The organism is Falsochrobactrum ovis, from assembly GCF_003259955.1.
GTDB lineage: Bacteria > Pseudomonadota > Alphaproteobacteria > Rhizobiales > Rhizobiaceae > Brucella > Brucella ovis_A.
The window spans coordinates 1-23,108 of record NZ_QLMK01000005.1; the positions used below are offsets into that span (position 1 = coordinate 1).

The window sequence follows — 23,108 nt, forward strand, 5'->3', positions numbered from 1 at the left end:
ACATCCTCATTCCGCGCTCAAGATGGCTTCCCCTCGGCAGTTCATCAGGGCTAAATCAAACTAGCCGATCTGTCCGGTGAAACGGGGGCACTCCACTTGCGCAGCAAGCTAACCAAAAACAACGACGCGTCAGGCGAAGTGATGTATGATGTCGTTCCTGAAGTTGATCTTGTAGATAAAAATTTTGGTGCAACTCAGGCTGTAGCTGCCTTCCAGCCTAGTGCGCCGCAGGATGCAGACTTATACCGCGCAGTGCCATGTTGTGCCGTCGGTGAGGATGATCTTGTAGACGGAAATATCGGTGCAACTCAAGCTATCCTTCAGCCCAGTGCGCCGCAAGATACAAACTGGGAGTTTGGCAGCGATCTAATAGGTCTGGACGACGCGCCAAACGCTGTGCAGCTTGATGCTTTCGGTGGGGATGCTCTTGTAGACGGAAATATCGGTCCAGTTCACAATATGCCTCCTTTCCCTCCGCATGGTGCGCCGGAGGATGCAAGCTCGAGCTTTGGCAGCGAGCGGAGTGTGAACGACGCGCCAAGCGCGGTGCTGTATGATGTCGTCGCTGACGATGCTCTTGTAGACGGAAATATCGGTGCAACTCAAACTATGGCTGTCCTTCAGCCCAGTGCGCCGCAAGATACAAACTGGGAGTTTGGCAGCGATCTAATAGGTCTGGACGACGCGCCAAACGCTGTGCAGCTTGATGCTTTCGGTGGGGATGCTCTTGTAGACGGAAATATCGGTCCAGTTCACAATATGCCTCCTTTCCCTCCGCATGGTGCGCCGCAGAGTGTAAATACCGGTTTAGTTCAGGTTGCGGCTCCCGCTCAGGCCGGTGCGCCGCTCGGTGGGAACCCGGGCGCGGGTATGTTTCCTCCTCCCCCTCCGCATGCTACGTCGCAAGGCGGAAATCCTAGTGTAGTTCAAGCTACGGCTTCCGCTCCGGCTAATGTGCCGCAAGTTGGGAATCCCGTCGTAGCTCCAGCTGCGGCTCCCGCGCCGGCTAATGCGCCGCAAAATGGAAATCCCGGCGGGGGTCAAAATGTGGCTCCTCCTCTGCCTCCGCATGGTGCGCCGCAAGGTGGAAATCTTGCTGTTCAAGCTGCTGCTCCCGCTCCGGCTAATGCGCCGCAAAATGGAAATCCCGGCGGGGGGCAAAATTTGGCTCCTCCTCTGCCTCCGCATGGTGCGCCGCAAGGTGGGAATCCTGCTGTTCAAGCTGCGGCTCCCGTTGCGGCTAATGCGCCGCAAGTTGGAAATCCCGGCGGGGGTCAAAATGTGGCTCCTCCTCTGCCTCCGCATGGTGCGCCGCAAGGTGGGAATCTTTCTGTTCAAGCTGCGGCTCCCGTTGCGGCTAATGCGCCGCAAGTTGGAAATCCCGGCGGGGGTCAAAATGTAGTTCCTCCTCTGCCTCCGCATGGTGCGCCGCAAGGTGGGAATCCTGCTGTTCAAGCTGCGGCTCCCGTTGCGGCTAATGCGCCGCAGGGTGGAAATCCCGGCGGGGGTCAAAATGTGGTTCCTCCTCTGCCTCCGCATGGTGCGCCGCAAGGTGGGAATCCTGCTGTTCAAGCTGCGGCTCCCGTTGCGGCTAATGCGCCGCAGGGTGGAAATCCCGGCGGGGGTCAAAATGTGGCTCCTCCTCTGCCTCCGCATGGTGCGCCGCAAGGTGGGAATCCTGCTGTTCAAGCTGCGGCTCCCGCGCCGGCTAATGCGCCGCAAGATGGAAATACTGGTGCAGCTCAAGCCGCGGCTCCCGCTCAGGCCGGTGCGCCGCAAGATGGAAATACTGGTGCAGCTCCAGCCGCGGCTCCCGTTCCGGCTAATGCGCCACAAGATGGAAATTCCAGTGCGACCCAAGCTACGGTTTCCTCTCAGCGTGGTGTACGACTAAGTGGAAATTCCCGAGGCGATCAAGATAAGGAAATCTATCAGCCTGGTGTCCCGCTTTATTCCGGATTAGCCTCAATTGTTCATCGCTTGAACGGTATTGCAGGCCTGTTTGAGAGGGGGGCTGATCGTTACTGGCGCGGTGCAGGGGCAGCGAATATAGTCGAGGGCGATGGACCTGGCACGCTGACTGCAGCATCCGATCCTACTCGGAGGGAAATGGTCACCGATGCTGGCTTGGTGTGGGGACGAATCGAAACAGCGCATACCAACGCAAACCTCTATGAATCCACGACGAGTAACCGCTATGAAATGGATAGTTGGAAAATTCGTGCTGGTATCGACAATCAGTTTCTTGAAACCGAACATGGCCGCCTAATCGGAAGTGCTTGGTTTGAATACTCGAATGTGAAAGCTGATCTGCTATCTTTCTTTGGTAACGGTCGAATTAACGTCAATGGAAATGCGCTAGGGACGTCTTTAACCTGGTTTGGGGATAGTGGTCTTTATTTGGACGCACAAGCACAGGCTCTGTGGACTAAAAGCGATATCTCATCCTCCACTCTCAATCGAAACCTTGTTAATAGCGTTAAAGGGAAAGGTTACGCGCTCAGCGTTGAGGCGGGGCAGGTCTATGCTATCAACCAAGCGTGGACACTGATACCAAACGGTCAAATTACTTGGTCACAAACTAGCCTGGACGAGTTTTCAGACCCTTTTTATGCCCAAGTTTCATTTGATCGCCCACAGGCATTAACTGCTCGGGGAGGCATTCGCATTGAGTATGGACAGAGCTGGTTAGACAGCCAAGGCTTTATGAATCGCGGTAAGCTTTACGGAAGTGCTCATTTAAGTCATGAGTTTTGGGGACGCAATTCCGGCATGCTGGTCTCTCAAGAGAAGATCAAGTTAGGGCACGAAGGACGTAGCTGGGGTGAACTCGGTCTGGGCGGAGTTTACAGCTTCCAAAACGATAAGTTCTCAATCTTTGGAGAATTTGGATTTGGTGGTTACCTACACGATCTTGCAGAGAGCTATTCTTTAAGGAGCAATCTCGGTTTCCGGGTAAAATGGTGATCCATATATAGCAATTCTGAGAGGGCCCTGCGGGGGCCCTTTTCATTGAATTGAAAACCTCACACATCACTGTGGAATGAAATGCGGCAAAAGCGACGCCGGCAAATCCAGGTAAGTCCAATTGTAGCGAAGGTTACTATAATAACGAAGCGGCAATTTCCCGTCTCTGGCAGCAAAACTGTCTCATCGCCACCAGCATCAACCCAGTTCCGATCTTTCCAGTAGTGATTCCGGACCCCAGAACGAGCGAAGGCTCTGCCTGCGAAAAATGGGCAAGGTTATTCAGTGTTATGACAACTGATGAAAAAGCTAAAAATTTTAATGAAACCAATCATAATGGCGGAGAGGATGGGATTCGAACCCACGAGACCCTTACGGGTCTACTCCCTTAGCAGGGGAGCGCCTTCGACCACTCGGCCACCTCTCCGATAAGGGCCAGATAACCGGTACGCTCGATCATTTCAAGCAAATTGCGCATTTGAAAGAAAAATTCCCGAGAAATTATCGCTCTTCATACATATAGCACCGTAATCGTAAGCCTATTTGGCACTAATAGCATTTCGAACAGGTGTGCAGAGGGCTTCTCCGGGCCAGCGTTGAATCGATTCTGATGAGCTTCGCCGCACTTCGCCACAATTCAGTAAGGCCGATAGATTCGCGCTTATTTAGGCTAGGCTCGCCAAAATATATGTATTTTCAAGCGTTAAGAATGTTTAACGACTGTTTATGAATATGAAGAAATCATTAATTTCTAATTTCAAAGGTGGCAAATACGTGGCTTTTCTGCAACAGCGCCATCGCATAGCATCGCTTGAAAGGGCGCCAACCCACATTCGATGTTGAATCGATGGCGGGGACGAGTATCTTCACATTCAGAAGAAGGAGCGCTTCGGGGCGACTTTTTCATCAGGGGATGGGGACAGGTTGTCCTTCAGCCAAAACAGAATGCCCAGACCCATTTTTAACTTTGACTGGAGGTCAGAAATGAACATCAAGAGCCTTCTCCTCGGCTCCGCTGCAGCACTCGTCGCAGCAACCAGCGCTCAGGCAGCTGACATCATTGTCGCGCCAGAGCCAGAAGCAGTTGAATATGTCCGCGTTTGCGACGCTTACGGCGCTGGCTACTTCTACATTCCAGGCACTGAAACCTGCCTGCGCATTCATGGTTACATCCGCTACGACGTTAAGGGCGGTGACAATGCGTACACTGGCGAAGAACGCGGTGGTTGGGACAAGTTCGCCCGTTTCGCGCTTCGCACCTCGACCGCTTCGGAAACCGAATTCGGTACACTGAAAACCTACACCGAAACCCGTTTTAACTATGGCGCTGACGCGTCTGGTAAAGACGGTGTTTATGGCGGTCGTACATACAATGGTGAGAGATACGGCGGTTCTTATGAAGGTACTGCTCTTCAGTTCGCATACATTGAGTTGGGCGGCCTGAAAGTCGGTATCGATGAGTCCGAGTTCCATACCTTCACCGGTTACCTCGGCGACATCATCAATGATGACGTAATCTCTCCCGGAGGTTACCGCACTGGTAAGATTTCTTACACCTTCACCGGCGGAAACGGCTTCTCGGCTGTTATCGCAGTTGAAGAAGGTTCGGATGGTTACGTCATTGACGAATACGTACCGCATATCGTTGGTGGCTTGAAGTACGCTCAGAGCTGGGGTTCGATCGCTGGTGTTGCAGCTTACGACTCGGTCATCGAAGAATGGTCTGGTAAAGTTCGTTTGGACGTTAACCTCACCGATCAGTTCTCCGCCTGGGTACAGGGTGGTTACTCTTCGGAAGGTACTCCTGATCAGATGTACGGCCAGTGGGGCGGCGATTGGGCTGTCTGGGGTGGCTTCAAGTACATCGCAACCGAAAAAGCAACCTTCAACATTCAGGGTGCTTACGACGATTGGGGCAAGACCGCTGTTTCAGCTAACGTAGCTTACCAGATGGTTCCTGGCTTCACCATTACACCAGAAGTTTCCTACACTCGCTTCAGCCGCGAATGGCAGGATTACAACTGGGTCAACGATGGTATCCGGTCACAGAAAGACGCTTGGCAGGGCATGATCCGCTTCCAGCGTACGTTCTAATCCTTTAAGGATTGGTTGCAGAAAACCCGACAGCTTGCTGTCGGGTTTTTTGTTTATAATAGGCTTGGACGCAACCGGCGGCCATTGAGCTAATTTCCTGTCGATGTCATTCAAGCAATAAAACTTTGCACCACCTTGCCGAATAAGGATCGGTAGGGAGAACTGCGTTTTCCTCCGAACTGAGATTTATTAAAAGAAATTATTTATATGCGATGCTTTAAGCGCATAGTGCCTTCGCACCGGTTTGAAGGACTATTATCAAACTAAAATAATAACGACCCCTTTGTGTTTAGAATTCGCGGGGGCGCTGAGATTTCTTCTAATTCTCGGTCATGGTACAAATTGACAGTAGCAACTATCACGCTGTTTCTGTATCGAGATTAAAGCTGCAGTGATTTCTGCAGCAAATTCATGATCTTCTTGATATCAACTTGCATAATGATCGTTCGTGTTGAACGAGTTTTTTTAAAGGTAGCTGTTGGCTGTTAGACGAAGGCCAAGTATTCTGCGCATCCAGGCAGGTACTGATTTGGTCGTGGCCAGACAGATAATATGAGGAAATTAAATGCCCATGTTAACCGTTCACTTAACGGTTTTCGTTGCTATCGCTCTTGTTATTTTGTTTCTTGTGGCCTTGTGGTCTCGGAGACGTGGAAAGTCTGCCGTCGAACGAGAAGACATCATAGTTGCGGCCGCACTCTCTACGCCTGCTTGCGTTGACAATGCTAAAACTCCGGCAGCAGAACCGGTGATTGCGGACAAAGATCAAGTAACAGAAACCGCGGTCGAGACCAAAGTTGCAGAAGAGGCACCAGAAACGGATGCGGAAAAGCCTGTAGAAGAAACGGAGCTTCCCTCTGGTTCGGAAGAGAAAATTGAAGAAGCTCCCGTCAAGATAGAACCTCGCCCGGCCGGGCTGGACGGTCCGCGAAACGGAAAAGCTGATGACCTTACGGCGATTAAAGGTATAGGTCAGGCGATTCAATCTATGTTGCATGAGAATGGAATATTCCATTATTCTCAAATTGCGGATTGGAGCAGCGACGAGGCAATTTGGGTCGAACGAAAAATTGGTTTTTCTGGACGCGTAACACGGGAAAAATGGGTAGAGCAGGCTAAGAAGCTGGCAGCAGCTCCGGCAAAAGCGGCAAAGAAAAAATCTGCCACAAAAACCCGAAAACCTGCCTCTAAGAATGGGAAAAGAACGCGGTCAAAAAAGCCGACGACTTAAGCTGGCCTGACATTGCGCAGGCACGCTGCCGCCCATTCTGCGCGCTTTCGATATTAACCTTGCCCCGCCGCCGCACTATTGAACGCATGGGGCTACACCCGCTACCAACACAAAAAGCGAAAGCCAGGCATGCCAGGCCGATTGCAAATACGATAATCCAAGGTGCTTTGCGCCCGATATGCGCGATTATTGCGTTATTTTAGTTCACACATATTTAGCGGGCTGGGGGCCAATTCCGGCAGCGATTTTCCCAAGCTAAAAAACATCGTCATTGTCAGCGACGACCATATATAAGATCTGCGCGTATATCGCTTTTACCCGTGAGACGTGTTTTATACACTTGGTAGTTTTCCATCACACGCTGCACGTAATTTCTTGTTTCAGAATAGGGGATACGTTCAATCCAATCGACAACCTCTTCCAGAGATTTGCCGCGAGGATCACCGTATTTTTCAACCCATTGCGTTGCACGGGCAGGCCCTGCATTATAACCCGCTATGGTAAGCACATAGGAGCCTTCAAAACGATCAAGCTGTTCTGCCAGATAAAACGATCCCAAAGTAGCGTTATACGCAGCATCTGTAGTCAATTTTTGCGCGGTAAAATTGATGTTGTTTCGACTGGCAACGCCTTTTGCGGTGGCGGGCATTAATTGTAAAAGACCTCGCGCGCCAGCACTTGAGACCGCAGCCACATTAAACTCACTTTCCTGCCGAGCAATAGCATAAGCAAGCGACAGACCGGTACGGTCGATATCTGCAGATGCTGGGATAGCGCCGATAGGATGTGATAAAGCACCAACATCAAGACCGCGTTGTAAAGCCAGTTTGCCGACCCGGAGAGCTAGATAATGGCTTTGATTTTTTTCAGCCATGACCGCCAAAAGCGCAAGCTCGCCAATATTGTTCAACTCCTGCGCTAGGCGGGTGTAAAGCGGCGCGGCGAGATGACTATATCCGATCTGTTCAAGTCGTTTTATCGCTTGGACCGCTGGCCTTCCAGAAAACCGGACACGCTCTGCGTCGGTAGGGCTGGGATAGGAAAGCGCGGGCAACTGGATGCCGAGCTTTTCCGCCGAAAGCTGCCCGTAAAACGACGTTCCGTAACGGGCCGATTGACGATAATAAGCTTCGTTATTGCCCTGCGCACCTTCTTCGGCAGCACGGCCTAACCAATAATAAGCCCGGGACGCGGAAATAGCGCCAGACGCGGTAGCTGCGATCTTAGCAAAATGCGGCATGGCAAGCTTTGGTTGTTTCAGACCACGAAGTGCGTACCACCCTGCGTGAAACTCCGCTTCCACCGCTTTAGCTGGCGATTCGGCCGCATGAGCTGCCGCAATTTGATAAGCAAGTTGCGCGTCTCCAATGTCGAGCAGCTCACGCGAAAGCTGGCGACGTTCGATCCACCAGGCATCTGGATCGATGAGGGTACCGGCATCGGTGGGCGCTTGAAGCATTAGCTTCGCTGCTTCTTGAAATTTTCCCGCGCGTCTTAAATGGCGTATTTGCAAAAACAGATATGCAGGATTCGACCGCCATGAAGAATCCACCGCCGCAATCGCCTTTTCAATATTCGGCGAATTTTGCGTCAATGCTACATAGGCGTGATATATCGACTGCGCTTGTAGTGCGTCAGCGAGCAATTTAGCCGGTTGTAAGCGCTCTTGATAAAGCAATGCAGCAAGGCGCTTTTCTTTTAATTCCCGCGTGAGTATTGGAGCAAATTCCGCGAGTATTTCGCTTTCCTGATCAAGCGTCAGACGTGCGCTAGGCCACCATTTCGTCAAAATTTCTTGAGCCTGAGCATTATCCTTATTCGAGATAAACGCCCTAGCTAACGCAACCATGCCTTCGCGTGTTTGCGGTGGCGATGATTTGAATGTCGAAATAACAATATCGGCCGGTGGATTTTCACGCAGCAGCGCGCGTTCAAGATTATTGCGAAGTCCCATCAGGCCCGGCCAGCCTGGCAACTCGGCTGCCGCTTTCAAAATCTCGTCCCGTGGAACTACACCGTTCCGAGCTGTCACGATGAACCAGGTCATTATTTGTCGGTCGAGAGAACCTTGAGACAAACTATCTCGCAGCGCGATGGCTTTTGCGATTTCACCGGCACTAACTAAATCAAGCCCTCCTGTAAGAGTTCGAGCGACTGTTTCCGGGTTCTCAATCCGGGCGAAAGAGGAAGTAATCAGTGAATCAGGCGGCGTTGGTCTGGCTTGCGGCAGCACCAATTTCATGGGAGAATCAGTGAGAGCCTGCTCATGATTTTCAGTGGGGAGAAAGGGGCGAGCTAAAGGCGTGGGAATATCATTACGTGGCAATGATTGCCCCGTGGCAGATCCGATTAATCCCGCTAGCACTGAACTTGACAACAGCAAGTACAGGAGAAGGCTGTTTTTTTGTTTGCTGAGCTTGGCTATAACCTTCATCCAAACGCGCTTATGCCTAAATTTACTTGATAGTGCTAACGATAAAATTAGGCATTTCTAAGCCCTATTGCATTTTACTTCGTTTTCGCTGACGAATGACCCGCAATAAAGGCCAAAAATGCATTTGCCCGATCGATTGTGTGAAGACTTCTTCAGCAAAGTCGGGTTCCGATAGCTTAGATTATTTCATAATCCTTGTCGGAGCTAGCATAAAACAAAAATTGGTGCTGAATTTGACGAACAGTAACAGCAAATTGCTTGCTCGAAAACCGTCGCAGGATTATGGTGCATCGCCTTCCCACGGTTGTAGATCGACATAGCGCGGAAGGTTTCGTTGATATTTTTCAGGAGTTCAGGGATGCTGAAAGGCTCAATTACCGCACTTGTCACGCCATTCGATAGTGAAGGGGCGTTCGACGAGAAAGCCTTTCGGGATTTGATAAATTGGCAAATCCAAGAAGGTACGCAAGGTCTTGTCCCTGTCGGTACGACTGGCGAAACGCCGACACTTTCCCATGACGAACATAAGCGGGTGGTGGAAGTCTGTATCGAAGTCGCAGCAGGTCGCGTACCAGTGATTGCAGGGGCAGGTTCCAACAGCACAACCGAAGCGATCGAACTTGCACAATTTGCAGAAAAAGCCGGTGCCGATGCCGTACTGGTTGTAACTCCCTATTATAATAAGCCGAACCAGCGCGGATTGTATGAACATTTTTCGCGGGTGGCGCGCTCAATCTCGATCCCGGTCATAATCTATAATATCCCTGGCCGCTCCATCATCGACATGTCGCCTGAGACAATGGGCGAACTGGCGCGCAATCATGATAATATTATCGGTGTGAAAGACGCTACTGGCAAAATTGAACGTGTGTCAGAACAACGCTTGGCTTGTGGCAAAGATTTTATCCAGCTGTCAGGCGAAGATGCTTCTGCATTGGGTTTCAACGCGCATGGCGGGGTAGGGTGTATCTCCGTGACGGCAAATATTGCGCCGCGCCTTTGTGCAGAGTTTCAAAACGCCTGTCAAAATGGTGATTTTGGAAAAGCACTTGAACTACAAGACCGATTGATGCCCTTGCATAAGGCTTTGTTCATTGAGCCAAACCCAGCAGGGCCAAAATACGCCTTATCGCGCCTTGGCCGCGTGTCTAACGCTCTCCGCTCGCCTATGGTGCTTGTCGAGGCTGCGACAGCAGAGAAAATCGATCAAGCCATGCAGCATGCGGGCCTGATTAACTGATTTTAAGCGCAGATGTAGCGAGCGCCGCTGTGGAATTCAGCGGCGTTTTTGCATGGAGATCTTAAGTTTTAGGGAGCGGACTCTTGATCCCGCCACATGCTCTCTCCAAATATGCGTTTCGATTGGGGAAAGCTTGTTGTATATGATGGCATTATGAATAAATCAAAGAACTCTCCCACACGCAAAACTATCGCAGAGAATCGCAAAGCGCGTTTCAATTTTGAGATAATCGATACTTTAGAAGCCGGCCTCGTTCTGACCGGGACTGAAGTGAAATCATTGCGCGCTAACCAAGCCAATATCGCCGAAAGTTACGCAAGCTTTGAGGATGGTGAGTTTTGGCTGATCAATTCTTATGTTCCGGAATATACACAAGGAAACCGTTTCAATCACGATCCTCGCAGACATCGCAAGCTATTGGTAAATAGGCGTGAAATGTCACGTTTGTTCAATTCGGTTTCTCGTGAGGGGATGACTATCGTTCCGCTTAAAATCTATTTTAATGAGCAGGGTAGGGCTAAATTAGAACTCGCTCTCGCACGCGGTAAGAAAAATCATGACAAGCGCGAAACTGAAAAGATGCGTGACTGGAACCGTGAAAAAGCCCGTCTGCTAAGGGATCGCGGCTGATCAAGCTGAGGCACTATTCAGGCAGCTGCGCACATTTTTGAAAACTTCGCGAAACATCGGGTCGGTCAGTCGGCCCGTATTCGTATTGTAACGCGAGCAATGATAACTCGAAAAAATCCGCAAACCATTAATTTCTGTCACTTTACCATGCCCAAACGGATGCCGGGCGACGGCCGAATTAAGTGCGCGAACAGTAGATTGATGAGCAATCGTGCCCAGAGTTACCACTGCTCGTAGATTTTTGAAATGCGTAAGAAGCGGACTAAAAAACTGCCGACAATTATTGATCTCGCTGCCTGTGGGCTTGTTCTCAGGTGGAACGCACCGCACCGCATTAACGATGCAGGCATCTATTAACCGAAGACTATCGTCTGGTCGCGCCTCGAATTTTCCCGACGCAAAACCGAATTCGCACAATGTGCTATAAAGAAGCTCACCAGCATAATCGCCTGTGAATGGTCGACCGGTCCGATTTGCACCACGCAAGCCGGGTGCAAGCCCCACAATCAGCAGCTTAACATCATCATCATGTGCGGGCCGAAAAGGCGGAACCGGCGCATTGTGCCATTCAGGCTCTTTGCGCCGCCATTCTTGTAAAAAATCATGAAGTCGAGGACAAATGCGACAGTTCGGTGACGGTTCTAAAAACATGCTATTGGATGAACCGAAAGGCGAACGACGTCAATAGTCTTCGTCGATTTCCTCGTCGGCTCGGCGAAATTGCGGACGATCAAAACCTTCCCGACCAATTTCACCCTTCAACGAAACCAGGTCGATAAAATGATCCGCCTGACGACGTAATTCGTCAGATATCATTGCCGGTTGCGTCGTAAGCGTTGAGATAACAGAAACTTTGCGGCCACGACGTTGAAGCGCTTCAACGAGCGAACGGAAGTCGCCATCACCAGAAAAAATCACGAAGTGATCGACCGTGTCGGTAAGTTGCATGGCATCGACCGTAAGTTCGATATCCATATTGCCTTTTACTTTGCGACGTCCGGTAGAATCCGTAAATTCCTTGGCTGTCTTGGTGACAACCTTATATCCGTTGTAATCAAGCCAATCGATAAGCGGGCGTATCGAGGAATATTCCTGATCTTCCACCAGAGCCGTATAATAATAGGCGCGCAGGAGATAACCGCGCTTCTGAAAGGCCTTCAATAATTTGCGGTAATCGATGTCGAAACCGAGAGTTTTCGAGGCTGCATATAAATTGGCGCCATCAATAAAAAGCGCAATTTTTTCACGAGAATCAAACATCGTGTAATATATCCACTCTCCAGTTGATGCGGGCCAAGCCACTCAACCGCGTATTTAGAATTTGTTTTCAAACGGCGGGTCGATAAAGTTTCACCAAACACATATAATGCGTTCTAAGGGGAAATTATAGAAAAACAAGCAACTAATGGTTGTTATTTGCTCCCACTAAATTATGAGTGTCGATGAAGGCCATCCGCCGCGAGGGGCTGGGTGTTTCATAATGAACCATCTAGTGTTTTAGTAGAAAAAATCAACCTTGAATATGCATTGTGGGTGTATTAGCAACTTTAGACCCGCTTTAAGCTGCTTTTACTTGTAATTTGACCTGACAAGCGCTATGTGCAGGGAAAATTCCTGTAGAGTTAATAATGAAAGGGACTGTCCATGGCCCGCGTCACTGTAGAGGACTGCGTAGATAAGGTCGAGAACCGATTTGAATTGGTTCTGCTGGCTGGCCACCGTGCGCGGCAGATTTCCCAAGGCGCTGCAATCACCGTTGATCGTGACAACGACAAAAACCCGGTCGTTGCGTTGCGGGAAATTGCTGACGAAACGCTTTCGCCAGATGACCTTAAAGAAGATCTGATTCATTCATTGCAGAAACATGTTGAAATCGACGAGCCAGAAGCCGCAGCTCCTGCACAGCTTCCCGGCACTTCAGATGATGGTGTCGAAACCAGCGTTGATTCTGCAGAAAATGAAATGGTGTCGTTTGACCGCATGACGGAAGAAGAATTGCTCGCCGGTATTGAGGGCCTTGTAGCACCTGAAAAGAGCGACGATTTTTAATCAGCATTTCTGCTGCTAAGTTCAAGGCGTGCGTCCGGCTAACCAGCTGAGACGCACGTTTTCGTTTCAGCGACGAATGTTTTATTTTAACCTTATCGCATTAACGAGATACGGCATCGAATAAAGGTTTAATTTTTTCGGCAATTTCAGTCAGAATAATAATTGGCGAAGTGCGGTATGAGGAGTTTCGGTAGATGATGCGCCAATATGAGCTTGTAGAGCGCGTGCAGCGGTACAAGCCCGACGTTAATGAGGCGCTTCTGAACAAAGCATATGTTTATGCGATGCAGAAGCATGGCAGTCAAAAACGTGCGTCCGGTGATCCTTACTTCTCCCATCCGCTTGAAGTCGCGGCGATCCTCACAGACATGCATCTTGATGAGGCAACCATAGCTATTGCTCTTTTGCACGATACAATTGAAGATACGACGGCTACGCGTCAGGAAATTGACCAATTGTTTGGCCCTGAGATCGGGAAGCTCGTTGAAGGGCTTACCAAGCTAAAAAAGCTTGATCTCGTCTCTAAAAAGGCCGTGCAGGCAGAAAATCTTCGCAAGCTGCTGCTCGCGATTTCCGAAGATGTGCGAGTGCTTTTGGTCAAACTTGCGGACCGACTGCACAATATGCGCACATTGGGCGTCATGCGCGAGGACAAGCAACTTCGCATCGCTGAAGAAACCATGGATATTTATGCGCCTTTGGCCGGGCGCATGGGTATGCAGGACACACGCGAAGAACTTGAAGATCTGGCATTCCGCTATATCAACCCCGATGCGTGGCGGGCTGTCACGGACCGGCTCGCTGAATTGCTTGAAAGAAACCGCGGTCTCTTGCAGACAATCGAGGCGGACCTTTCAGAAATTTTTGAGAAAAATAATATCAAAGCTAGCGTGACCAGTCGTCAGAAAAAGCCGTGGTCCGTTTTCAGGAAAATGGAATCCAAGGGGCTTTCCTTCGAGCAGCTTTCAGACATTTTTGGTTTCCGAGTTATCGTCGACACGGTGCAGGATTGTTACCGTGCGTTGGGGCTTATCCACACTACATGGTCGATGGTGCCAGGCCGGTTTAAGGATTATATCTCAACACCTAAGCAGAACGATTATCGTTCCATCCACACTACTATCATTGGCCCGTCACGCCAGCGTGTCGAATTGCAGATTCGGACCCACGAAATGGATGAGATCGCCGAATTTGGTGTGGCCGCCCATTCAATTTACAAAGATCGCGGCAGCGCCGGTAATCCACATAAAATCTCTACTGAAACAAACGCCTACGCTTGGTTGCGCCAGACAATTGAGCAGCTTTCAGAGAGAGACAATCCGGAGGAATTTCTCGAGCACACAAAACTTGAGCTTTTCCAAGATCAGGTTTTTTGCTTTACGCCCAAAGGCCAGCTAATCGCGCTGCCACGTGGCGCTACTCCGATAGATTTCGCCTATGCCGTTCATACGGATATCGGGGATAGCTGCGTAGGCGCCAAAGTAAATGGCCGCATCATGCCCCTAATGACTGAACTTAAAAACGGCGACGAGGTTGAAATTATACGCTCCAAAGCGCAGGTGCCGCCTGCGGCCTGGGAATCTTTGGTTGCGACAGGCAAGGCGCGGGCAGCGATCCGCCGGGCTACCCGCACTGCGGTACGCAAACAATATTCCGGGCTTGGTATGAGAATTTTGGAGCGCACCTTTGAACGGGCAGGGAAACCCTTTAGCAAAGAAATACTCAAGCCCGCTCTGCCACGACTTGCCCGCAAAGACGTTGAAGACGTGCTTGCCGCTGTCGGACGCGGTGAGTTGCCCTCATCAGATGTCGTCAAGGCGGTCTATCCAGATTACCAGGATACGCGCGTTACCTCGCAAAATAACCCGACTAAAACCGGTGAAAAAGGCTGGTTTAATATTCAGAACGCCGCGGGCATGATCTTTAAAGTGCCGGAAGGATCTGATGATTCATCCATGCCAGCCGAAAGCGGTGAAAAGCCCAATAAGAAGGCACTTCCGATTCGCGGTACCAATTCAGATCTTCCAGTTCGATTTGCGCCTGAAGGCGCAGTCCCCGGTGACCGCATCGTTGGAATTCTTCAGCCCGGAGCTGGTATCACGATTTATCCAATCCAGTCGCCAGCGCTCACAGCCTATGATGATCAACCAGAGCGCTGGATCGATGTGCGTTGGGATATTGATGAAACGATGCATGAGCGCTTTCCCGCCCGCATTAGCGTGTCCGCGATCAATTCGCCGGGCTCATTGGCAGAAATTGCGCAGATTGTGGCCGCCAACGACGCCAATATCCACAATCTTTCAATGGTGAGAACCGCACCAGACTTTACCGAAATGATGATTGACGTGGAAGTTTGGGACCTTAAACACCTCAATCGCATCATTTCCCAGTTGAAAGAAAGTGCGAGCGTGAGCGGCGCTCAGCGCGTGAATGGATAGGATTTAGAATGAATACCGAAGATGTACTGGCTGTTTTCCGCGAATCTGGAGCGATTCTAGAAGGCCATTTTATTCTCACTTCCGGATTGCATAGCCCAGTTTTTCTTCAAAAGGCGCGTGTATTCATGCATGCCGATAAAACGGAGAAACTTTGTAAGGGACTAGCGGAAAAAATCAAAGCTTCCGACTTAGGGCAGATCGATTATGTCGTCGGGCCAGCAATCGGAGGGCTCATTCCGTCTTATGAGACGTCGCGGCATCTTAAGGTACCATCGGTTTGGGTTGAACGGGAAAATGGAACTTTCCGTCTGCGCCGCTTTGACGTGGCCCAAGGCTCTCGCGTCGTGATTGTAGAAGATATCGTCACAACCGGTCTTTCAATTCGCGAGACCATCGATTGCTTGAAAAATATCGGCATTGAAGTCGTTGCAGCAGCCTGCATTGTGGATCGATCTGCGGGTAAAGCCGATGTGGGAACAAAACTAATCTCGCTTGCCCAATATGAAGTTCCAACTTACTCCCCCGACAATCTTCCCCCTGAACTTGCCTCTTTACCGGCTGTCAAACCGGGAAGCCGTAATATTTAAGATTGTGACGGTAATATTGGGATAATATAACCTGCGTCGAAATTACATTTGCGGAATAGGTTTGCAGACTTTACTTTAGAGGAAAGAAAGCTTTCACTAGCCAGTGCTAGGAACCGATCGTGTCAGTTGTTCCGTTTATTTTAGATCCAAATCCAGCTTGCCGTGGTTCGGCAGCCACATGTGTCGATTGTGATGTGCGGCACATGGCGGTGTGCGCGGCGCTTGAGGATGAAGATCTAGGCGCTTTAGAAGCGATCATGACTTCAAAGGATTTGGAAACCAATGAAGTGCTGGTTGAGGAAGGGGACGCGAAAAAACGTGTCTATAGTCTAACGTCCGGCATGTTGCGTATTTATTCGCTTCTTCCGGACGGGCGGCGACAAATTGTTGGCTTTTTGGTTCCTGGTGATTATCTCGGTCTCGCCGATGATGATTTTTATTCGCACACGGTCGAGGCGGTCGTTCCCTCGCAGCTTTGCGGGTTTTCAGTGAAGGAAATGGAAGCGTTGATGGATCGCTTCCCAAGGCTCAAAGCACGGCTTCATCAAATGACACGCGCGGCACTGCGTGCATCAACTGGCAATCAGCTCGTTTTGGGGCGTTTGGCGCCGGTTGAGAAACTGGCAAGCTTTCTATTGGTGTTAGCAACGCGTTCTGAGCGCCGAGGAGGCAAGTCGAATATGGTTCATTTACTGATGAACCGCACCGATATTGCTGACTATCTCGGATTGACCATCGAAACGGTCAGCCGCAGCTTTACCAAGCTCAGAATGCAGGGCCTGATCCAATTAAAAGACGCTAACACAGTGGAAATTCTCGCACGTGGCTCTTTGGCGGCGGTCGGTGGAATAAATATCGACGCTCTTTAAACTTGTCCGTTTTTAAAACTTGGCTCTCATCCTATCAGCCAGCCAAAAGCTGAATACCCACCATTGATTTGAATCAATGCATATACCCGGCACTCTCGATAACTTGCCCGTCAACACATCTGCGGATGGTTTAATGTGCCGGCTGACGAGGTGAGTGTCGTTATGTGTAACGGGGATTTTATTCTTTTTGGGGTGTATGCGAGCTGTGCTTGACGCTGCGATAAAGCGATATGCCGCGCTCGCGGTTCCGCGTTATACGTCTTTTCCTACTGCAGCGGATTTCACCGCAGTGGGCGAAGAAGTTACACGTCGTTGGCTTCGTCAGATTGGCGAAGAAGATACGCTCTCACTCTATATTCATGTCCCTTATTGCAAACAGATCTGCCACTATTGCGGCTGCCACGCTAAAATGGCACTGCGTGACGATGTTGTAGAAAGCTTCGTTTTTGCGCTTTTGCATGAAATTGAAATCGTTATTAGCAATTTGGCGGTCAGGCCGCAGATCAAGCATCTGCATTGGGGTGGCGGAACACCATCGATACTTTCCCCCGAACAATTTACGCGCATTCTCTCTGCTCTTCGTCGTGGTTTTGATTTCCACCCTGAGGCGGAACATGCAATCGAGCTTGACCCACGCACCGTTACTCCTGCACTGGCCAAAATCTTGGCTGCCATGAAGGTCAATCGGGCAAGCCTTGGTGTGCAAGATATCGATCCCACGGTTCAGACAGCGATCGGTCGCATTCAGCCGATTGAGACTGTCATTAACGCGACGAAATATTTGCGAGATGTTGGGATCAACCGATTAAATTTTGATCTTATTTATGGGCTTCCTTTCCAGACCGCCCTTACTTTGAAAAATACCTGCGAACAGGTTGCTGCACTTGCGCCCGATAGGATTGCCTGTTTCGGATATGCACATTTGCCACATCGCCGGGCAAACCAGAGATTGATCAATGCTGCGGATCTTCCAAATGCGGAAGAGCGGTTTGTTCAGGCAGGGATAGTTGCTGAAAATTTTGAGCGTTTCGGCTATCGGCCAATCGGGATTGACCACTTCGCCCTGCCGCATGATGATTTAGCAATTGCTGCTGAGGATGGGGTGTTAAACCGGAACTTTCAGGGTTACACGACTGATAATTGTCAGACCTTGATTGGCTTGGGCCCGTCTTCTATCTCGCAATTTCCTGGCGGATATACGCAGAATATATCTGATGTGAAACGATATAGTCAGTGCTTATCCAAAGGCACTCTGGCGACGACACGTGGCTATGTGATGCGCGAGACGGACAGGATACGCGCTGCGATCATCGCATCATTGATGTGCAATTTTCGGGTCGATCTCAATGAAATCGCGCCGGATAGGGAATTTGCTGATGAAGCCGCATTGCTGCGACCGCTTATTTCCGATGGATTGGTTGAAATGCGCGATGGTGTGATCACAGCGACCACGGCGGGCAAGCCATTAATACGGCTCGTTGCAGCGGTTTTCGATGAGTTTCGCAAGGAAAATGCGAAAGGTTTCAGTATGGCCATCTGAAGCTGGTAACAGTTTGCCCCTATGTAAGCCGTTAAAGCGTGGGGGTAGCAGAAGCACCGCTTGCCCGGGGGGCGCGAGCGGTGCTTCACAATTTAGAAGGTTTGGGCGTCGTCGAAAGCTTGGGATTTGCACTTTACGCGCTCATTTTACATGATTTGGCTGCTGATAGCGCCAAAATAGATAATAGCAATTGTTTCCACTCGCGCAGACCAGTATGAAAAGTCCATGCTGTTTCGTCGTCGTAATCCGCCAACCATGAAAGAGCGCCTCAGGCTGCTCGTATGGCCGCGCCGGTCTTTTTCCCGTTCATTAAAATATGGCGGTAAAAGAATCTTGCGCATAACCGCATCTCCGCATGCTGTCGCGGCGGGATTGGCAATTGGTGTTTTCGCAGCCTTCACACCGTTTTTTGGTTTTCATCTCATTATTGCGATGGTGCTAGCTTATTTTTTGGCAGGAAATGTTGCAGCAGCCGCACTCGGAACAGCACTGGCCAACCCGCTGACATTGCCCTTCATCTGGGGGAGCACCTATGAGTTGGGTCGGTTTTTAATCAGTGGCCAACTTGCGAACTCCGAGCCGATACATATTTCACGCGCACTGGAATCCATGAATTTCAAAGAAATATGGGTTCCTGTGCTCAAACCAATGCTGTTAGGATCGACCATTCTGGGCGCAATATTTGCGGTGCTGACCTATTGTGTGACGCGATTCGCCGTAACAGCTTTCCGCCGACGGCGATTGGAAGCCCTATCACAAAAGCTCGATCAGCGTCGCAATCAGGAATTGACGAAAACATGATCATTGGTATTGGCAGCGATCTCATTGACATCCGCCGTGTCGAAAAAACTCTCGAAAAATACGGTGAGCGTTTCACGCAGCGCGTTTTCACACCTATCGAACAGGCAAAGTCCGATGCCCGCAGACAGCGTGCTGCATCCTATGCAAAACGTTTCGCCGCAAAAGAGGCCTGTGCAAAGGCGCTCGGTACGGGTATTGCTCAGGGCGTTTTCTGGCGCGACATGGGTGTGATCAATCTCCCCTCCGGCAAACCGACTATGGCGTTAACCGGTGGAGCACAAGCGCAGCTGCAAAAACTTATCCCCGCCGGAAAGCGCGCTGCCATACATCTGACAATAACGGATGATTTTCCTCTCGCACAAGCATTTGTAATTATTGAAGCGATTGAAGATTAGATTGATTTCAACTGGATTGCTTCGGGCAATCTTAGCCGTTAATAGGTTTTACAACGGTAAGCGGAGATACTATGAGCGCGTCCAGCAAGAGTGAAAAAAAGAAATCCGGTGGCCTTGGCGAAACGGTTAGCGTCATCGTTCAGGCGCTGTTGCTGGCCCTAGTCATCCGCAGCTTGTTATTCCAGCCATTCAGCATACCGTCTGGCTCAATGCGCCCAACTTTGCTCGAGGGGGATTATCTCTTCGTATCGAAATATGCCTATGGCTATTCGCGCTATTCGCTGCCCTTCGGCTTGGATCTTTTCTCAGGTCGTATCTGGAGCGCGGAACCCAAGCGTGGCGATGTTGTTGTTTTCAAACTGCCAAGCGATCCATCAGTTGATTATATAAAGCGCGTTATTGGTTTACCCGGTGATCGGGTGCAAATGCGAGGTGGGCAGCTTTTTATCAACGATACGCCAGTTCAACGCGAACGTATTGGCACTATCGATAATCCCGATGTAACCGAAGTAAACCGGCCGGTCGAAGTTTATCGCGAAACACTTCCCAACGGCGTAAGCTACGATACTTTGGATCTCACGCCCAACTCAATTGGCGATGATACACGCGTATTCGAAGTGCCGGCTGGTCATTATTTCATGATGGGCGACAACCGCGATAATTCGCTCGATAGTCGTTTTGGCGTGGGTTATGTGCCTTTCGAAAATCTCGTCGGCCGTTCAAACATTATTTTCTTTTCGATAGCCGATAAGGCTAGCCCGCTTGAGATTTGGAAATGGCCGACCGACGTTCGGTTCAGTCGCTTGTTCACTTGGATAAACGGAGAGCCGGATACGGCCGTAACCGGGAATTGAAATGATATCGACTGAAAAAGCAGCAGCGCTTCTCCAGCAGCGCACCGGTCACCACTATCTCAATTTAGAACGGTTGCAACGGGCGCTGACCCACTCAAGCGCCCAATCACCGTCCGGTTCCAATTATGAGCGTCTGGAATTCCTAGGCGACCGCGTCTTGGGCATAGCTGTCGCGCAAATGCTTTTTGAAGCTTTTCCTGAAGCCTCTGAAGGCGAGTTGTCCGTACGATTGAACGCATTGGTTAATGCAGAAACCTGCGCAGCGATTGCGGATGAGATTGGGTTGGCCGAATTTATTCGTACCGGTTCAGACATAAAATCCCTCAATGACAAGCGCATGATGAATGTACGCGCCGACGTGGTGGAAGCGTTGATTGCAACCATCTATCTCGACGGCGGTTTGGAAGCGGCCCGCAACTTTGTTAATCGCTATTGGCAGCCGCGATCTCTCAAAACGGGGGCCGCACGACGCGACGCAAAAACAGAATTGCAGGAATGGGCACATCAGCAAGGTAATTTGCAGCCGATTTATAGTATAGAAAGCCGTAGCGGGCCGGATCATGACCCTCAATTTGTCGTCCAAGTGAGTGTAAAGGGCTTTCCACCCGAAAAGGGGCAGGGACGATCTAAGCGTATAGCAGAACAAAGTGCAGCAGAAGCTATGCTTTATCGTCAGGGTATCTGGAAATACGACAAACCATAAGCTAAACGCGCTTGTATTTTTTTGAAAAATATTCAATCTGATTAAGATTTCGGAGCTACGCGCTCTTAAAAGGATAAATAATGAGCATCCCGACCATGCCTGCAATCGGTGAAAATGAAGCCGGTTCGACCCGTTCTGGCTTTGTGGCGCTGATTGGTGCGCCTAATGCCGGTAAATCCACGCTGGTAAATCAACTGGTGGGAACTAAAGTTTCCATCGTCACCCACAAGATACAGACGACGCGCGCCTTGGTGCGTGGAATTTTCATCGAAGACAATGCCCAGATCGTGCTTGTTGACACGCCTGGTATTTTCCGCCCCAAGCGCAGGCTTGACCGGGCAATGGTTACCACTGCGTGGGGCGGCGCAAAGGATGCTGATATTATTTTGGTCATCGTCGACGCGCAGGGCGGGTTCAATGAAAATGCCCAGGCGCTGCTCGAAAGCATGGCGAATGTCCGCCAAACCAAGGTTTTGGTGCTTAATAAGGTTGATCGCGTCGATCCACCTAAATTGCTTGAGCTTGCTCAAAAAGCCAATGAAATTGTCACATTCGACCGCACTTTCATGATATCGGCCCTTAATGGTTCAGGTTGTAAAGACCTTGCGACATATCTTGCGCAAACTGTTCCCAACGGGCCTTGGTATTATCCGGAAGATCAAATTTCCGATATGCCAATGCGCCAATTGGCTGCGGAGATTACCCGCGAGAAACTTTATTTGCGTCTGCATGAAGAACTGCCTTACTCATCGACGGTAGAGACTGAAAGTTGGGCAGAACGTAAGGACGGTTCGGTTCGGATAGAGCAAGTCATCTATGTCGAGCGCGAAAGTCAAAAAAAGATCGTGCTTGGCCATAAGGGCGAAACGATCAAAGCTATCGGCCAGTCTGCACGAAAAGAAATCAGTGAGATTCTTGAACAGAATGTGCATCTGTTTCTGTTTGTGAAAGTGCGAGAAAACTGGGGCAACGATCCAGAACGCTACCGTGAAATGGGCCTCGATTTTCCGAAATAATACCGTGAAAATCGTGATGATTGGCATCAAACTCTATGGAATGGCGAGACGAAGGCATAATTCTGGGCACACGTCGACATGGCGAAACGAGCGCTATCGTAGAAGTGATGACGCTTATGCATGGTCGCCATATGGGAGTCGTGCGAGGCGGCCGTTCACGTCGTATGCAACCCTTGCTTCAGCCCGGAAATCATGTCGATTTAACTTGGTGGGCGCGGCTGGATGAACATTTAGGAAGCTTTACCATCGAGCCCTTAAGCTTTGCCGCAGCGCGCCTTATTGAAACACCGGCTGCGCTTTATGGCATTCAACTGGCGGCAGCGCATTTACGACTTTTGCCTGAACGCGATCCGCATGGCGGACTTTATGAAACCTTGCGGCTGATCATTGATCATTTTGACGATGCTTTTGCTGCGGGTGAATTATTGCTTCGCTTCGAGGTCATGCTACTTGAAGAATTGGGCTTCGGCCTTGATCTCAAAGCATGCGCTGCGACCGGCAGCCACGAGAATCTCATCTATGTCTCGCCAAAATCTGGACGGGCAGTAAGTGCAGATGCTGGCGCTCCTTGGGCAGATAAACTCCTACCACTGCCAGCTTTCGTCAATAATACATCCATCCGTCCCGCATCCTATGACGAGCTTCAGCGTGCGTTTAATATGACAGGGTTCTTTTTAATGCGCCATGTATGGGAACCGCGCGGGCAGACACCGCCCGATGCACGAGCTGGTTTCCTTGCCGCATTGTCACGCAATATGGCCTCATAAATAGAGGCTGAAAGCTTCGCCTTCAAACGCCTCAGTTCCGCGACCGATTGCTTGAATTGCTGCCACCATGCGACCATTGCGTCCCAATATGGCATCAGCGAGTGAAATTAAGCGTATATTTGGCGTGGCAGAAGCAGAAATTTGGCGCAATTTTTGCGCAAGCGCGGCTTCTTGCAGATGTGGATTGAGCGCCAGCGCCACAATATACGCGCATGCGGTAGAGCGCGATATGCCCGCATAACAATGAATAAGCAATGGCCGCGACTGATCCCACTCTTGAGCAAAGCTGAGCAGTCGCTCAACATGCACCTGGCTTGGCACTATGAGTTCGTCACGCGGCTCCACAATATCATTAAAAGTCAGGCATAGTCGCCGGGTATCATAGGGAAGATCAGGAATTTCGCCGCTGGTCAAACTTACAATATGGTCCGGCTTGCGCAGTTCTATCAATGAATTGAGTTGCGATAGCGGGCTGACAATTATTTCCGCCATG

20 protein-coding genes and 1 tRNA gene are annotated in these 23,108 nt (G+C 50.2%); 16 read left to right on the forward strand and 5 right to left on the reverse strand.

Features of this window, described 5'->3' with window-relative positions:
* The first annotated feature begins 96 nt into the window (after positions 1-96).
* Entirely contained in the window at positions 97-2,967 is a 2,871-nt protein-coding gene (locus C7374_RS08185; RefSeq protein WP_146612716.1) for an autotransporter outer membrane beta-barrel domain-containing protein, read from the forward strand.
* A gap of 337 nt (positions 2,968-3,304) precedes the next feature.
* Here C7374_RS08185 and C7374_RS08190 read toward each other — a convergent pair.
* Positions 3,305-3,394: transfer RNA gene (locus C7374_RS08190), tRNA-Ser, on the reverse strand.
* A gap of 557 nt (positions 3,395-3,951) precedes the next feature.
* Between C7374_RS08190 and C7374_RS08195 the strand changes: the two genes are divergently transcribed.
* A complete protein-coding gene (locus C7374_RS08195; protein WP_111575145.1) occupies positions 3,952-5,061 on the forward strand; it encodes a porin in 1,110 nt (369 codons plus the stop codon).
* Positions 5,062-5,626: 565 nt separating this feature from the next.
* A complete protein-coding gene (locus C7374_RS08200; protein ID WP_111575146.1) occupies positions 5,627-6,292 on the forward strand; it encodes an endonuclease in 666 nt (221 codons plus the stop codon).
* A gap of 274 nt (positions 6,293-6,566) precedes the next feature.
* On the opposite strand, the gene C7374_RS08205 is transcribed toward C7374_RS08200, so the two are convergent.
* Complete coding sequence (locus tag C7374_RS08205) at positions 6,567-8,675, reverse strand: lytic transglycosylase domain-containing protein (RefSeq protein ID WP_374850291.1); 2,109 nt, start codon at positions 8,673-8,675, stop codon at positions 6,567-6,569.
* Positions 8,676-9,084: 409 nt separating this feature from the next.
* On the opposite strand from C7374_RS08205, the gene dapA reads away from it, so the two are divergent.
* Both dapA and smpB read left to right on the forward strand, forming a co-directional pair.
* Positions 9,085-9,966: a 4-hydroxy-tetrahydrodipicolinate synthase gene (dapA, locus tag C7374_RS08210; RefSeq protein ID WP_111575148.1), complete on the forward strand. Its 882-nt coding sequence runs from the start codon at positions 9,085-9,087 to the stop codon at positions 9,964-9,966.
* 153 nt (positions 9,967-10,119) lie between these two features.
* The gene (gene smpB, locus C7374_RS08215; RefSeq protein WP_111575312.1) at positions 10,120-10,596 is read left to right on the forward strand and encodes an SsrA-binding protein SmpB; all 477 of its coding nucleotides are present in this window, start codon (positions 10,120-10,122) and stop codon (positions 10,594-10,596) included.
* On the opposite strand, the gene C7374_RS08220 is transcribed toward smpB, so the two are convergent.
* Together C7374_RS08220 and C7374_RS08225 are read right to left on the reverse strand one after the other, a co-directional pair.
* Positions 10,597-11,247: a uracil-DNA glycosylase gene (locus C7374_RS08220; RefSeq protein ID WP_111575149.1), complete on the reverse strand. Its 651-nt coding sequence runs from the start codon at positions 11,245-11,247 to the stop codon at positions 10,597-10,599. It lies immediately after the preceding gene.
* Between the two features lie 30 nt (positions 11,248-11,277).
* On the reverse strand, positions 11,278-11,856 hold the full coding sequence (locus C7374_RS08225) for a LabA-like NYN domain-containing protein (RefSeq protein WP_111575150.1): 579 nt from the start codon (positions 11,854-11,856) through the stop codon (positions 11,278-11,280).
* A 384-nt stretch (positions 11,857-12,240) separates the two neighbouring features.
* Between C7374_RS08225 and rpoZ the strand changes: the two genes are divergently transcribed.
* From rpoZ to recO, 11 genes are all read left to right on the forward strand, one after another.
* Positions 12,241-12,645, forward strand: coding sequence for a DNA-directed RNA polymerase subunit omega (gene rpoZ, locus C7374_RS08230; protein WP_111575151.1), 405 nt, complete (start codon positions 12,241-12,243; stop codon positions 12,643-12,645).
* A gap of 194 nt (positions 12,646-12,839) precedes the next feature.
* The gene (locus C7374_RS08235) at positions 12,840-15,083 is read left to right on the forward strand and encodes a RelA/SpoT family protein (protein WP_111575152.1); all 2,244 of its coding nucleotides are present in this window, start codon (positions 12,840-12,842) and stop codon (positions 15,081-15,083) included.
* Positions 15,084-15,091: 8 nt separating this feature from the next.
* Entirely contained in the window at positions 15,092-15,670 is a 579-nt protein-coding gene (gene pyrE / locus C7374_RS08240) for an orotate phosphoribosyltransferase (protein ID WP_111575153.1), read from the forward strand.
* A gap of 119 nt (positions 15,671-15,789) precedes the next feature.
* Positions 15,790-16,539 (forward strand): Crp/Fnr family transcriptional regulator, encoded by a 750-nt coding sequence (locus C7374_RS08245; protein ID WP_245412608.1) that lies wholly within the window; start codon positions 15,790-15,792, stop codon positions 16,537-16,539.
* Between the two features lie 205 nt (positions 16,540-16,744).
* Complete coding sequence (gene hemN / locus C7374_RS08250) at positions 16,745-18,079, forward strand: oxygen-independent coproporphyrinogen III oxidase (RefSeq protein ID WP_111575314.1); 1,335 nt, start codon at positions 16,745-16,747, stop codon at positions 18,077-18,079.
* A gap of 225 nt (positions 18,080-18,304) precedes the next feature.
* A complete protein-coding gene (gene bspA, locus C7374_RS08255) occupies positions 18,305-18,880 on the forward strand; it encodes a type IV secretion system effector BspA (protein WP_111575154.1) in 576 nt (191 codons plus the stop codon).
* A complete protein-coding gene (gene acpS / locus C7374_RS08260) occupies positions 18,877-19,275 on the forward strand; it encodes a holo-ACP synthase (RefSeq protein ID WP_111575155.1) in 399 nt (132 codons plus the stop codon). The genes bspA and acpS overlap by 4 nt, the downstream gene beginning before the upstream one ends.
* A 71-nt stretch (positions 19,276-19,346) precedes the next feature.
* The gene (lepB, locus tag C7374_RS08265; protein WP_111575156.1) at positions 19,347-20,129 is read left to right on the forward strand and encodes a signal peptidase I; all 783 of its coding nucleotides are present in this window, start codon (positions 19,347-19,349) and stop codon (positions 20,127-20,129) included.
* Between the two features lies 1 nt (position 20,130).
* On the forward strand, positions 20,131-20,832 hold the full coding sequence (gene rnc, locus C7374_RS08270) for a ribonuclease III (RefSeq protein WP_111575157.1): 702 nt from the start codon (positions 20,131-20,133) through the stop codon (positions 20,830-20,832).
* Positions 20,833-20,912: 80 nt separating this feature from the next.
* Entirely contained in the window at positions 20,913-21,848 is a 936-nt protein-coding gene (gene era, locus C7374_RS08275; RefSeq protein ID WP_111575158.1) for a GTPase Era, read from the forward strand.
* A 35-nt stretch (positions 21,849-21,883) separates the two neighbouring features.
* Entirely contained in the window at positions 21,884-22,615 is a 732-nt protein-coding gene (recO, locus tag C7374_RS08280) for a DNA repair protein RecO (protein WP_111575159.1), read from the forward strand.
* On the opposite strand, the gene C7374_RS08285 is transcribed toward recO, so the two are convergent.
* The gene (locus C7374_RS08285) at positions 22,610-23,107 is read right to left on the reverse strand and encodes a tyrosine phosphatase family protein (RefSeq protein ID WP_111575160.1); all 498 of its coding nucleotides are present in this window, start codon (positions 23,105-23,107) and stop codon (positions 22,610-22,612) included. The genes recO and C7374_RS08285 overlap by 6 nt on opposite strands.
* Position 23,108: the final 1 nt, after the last annotated feature.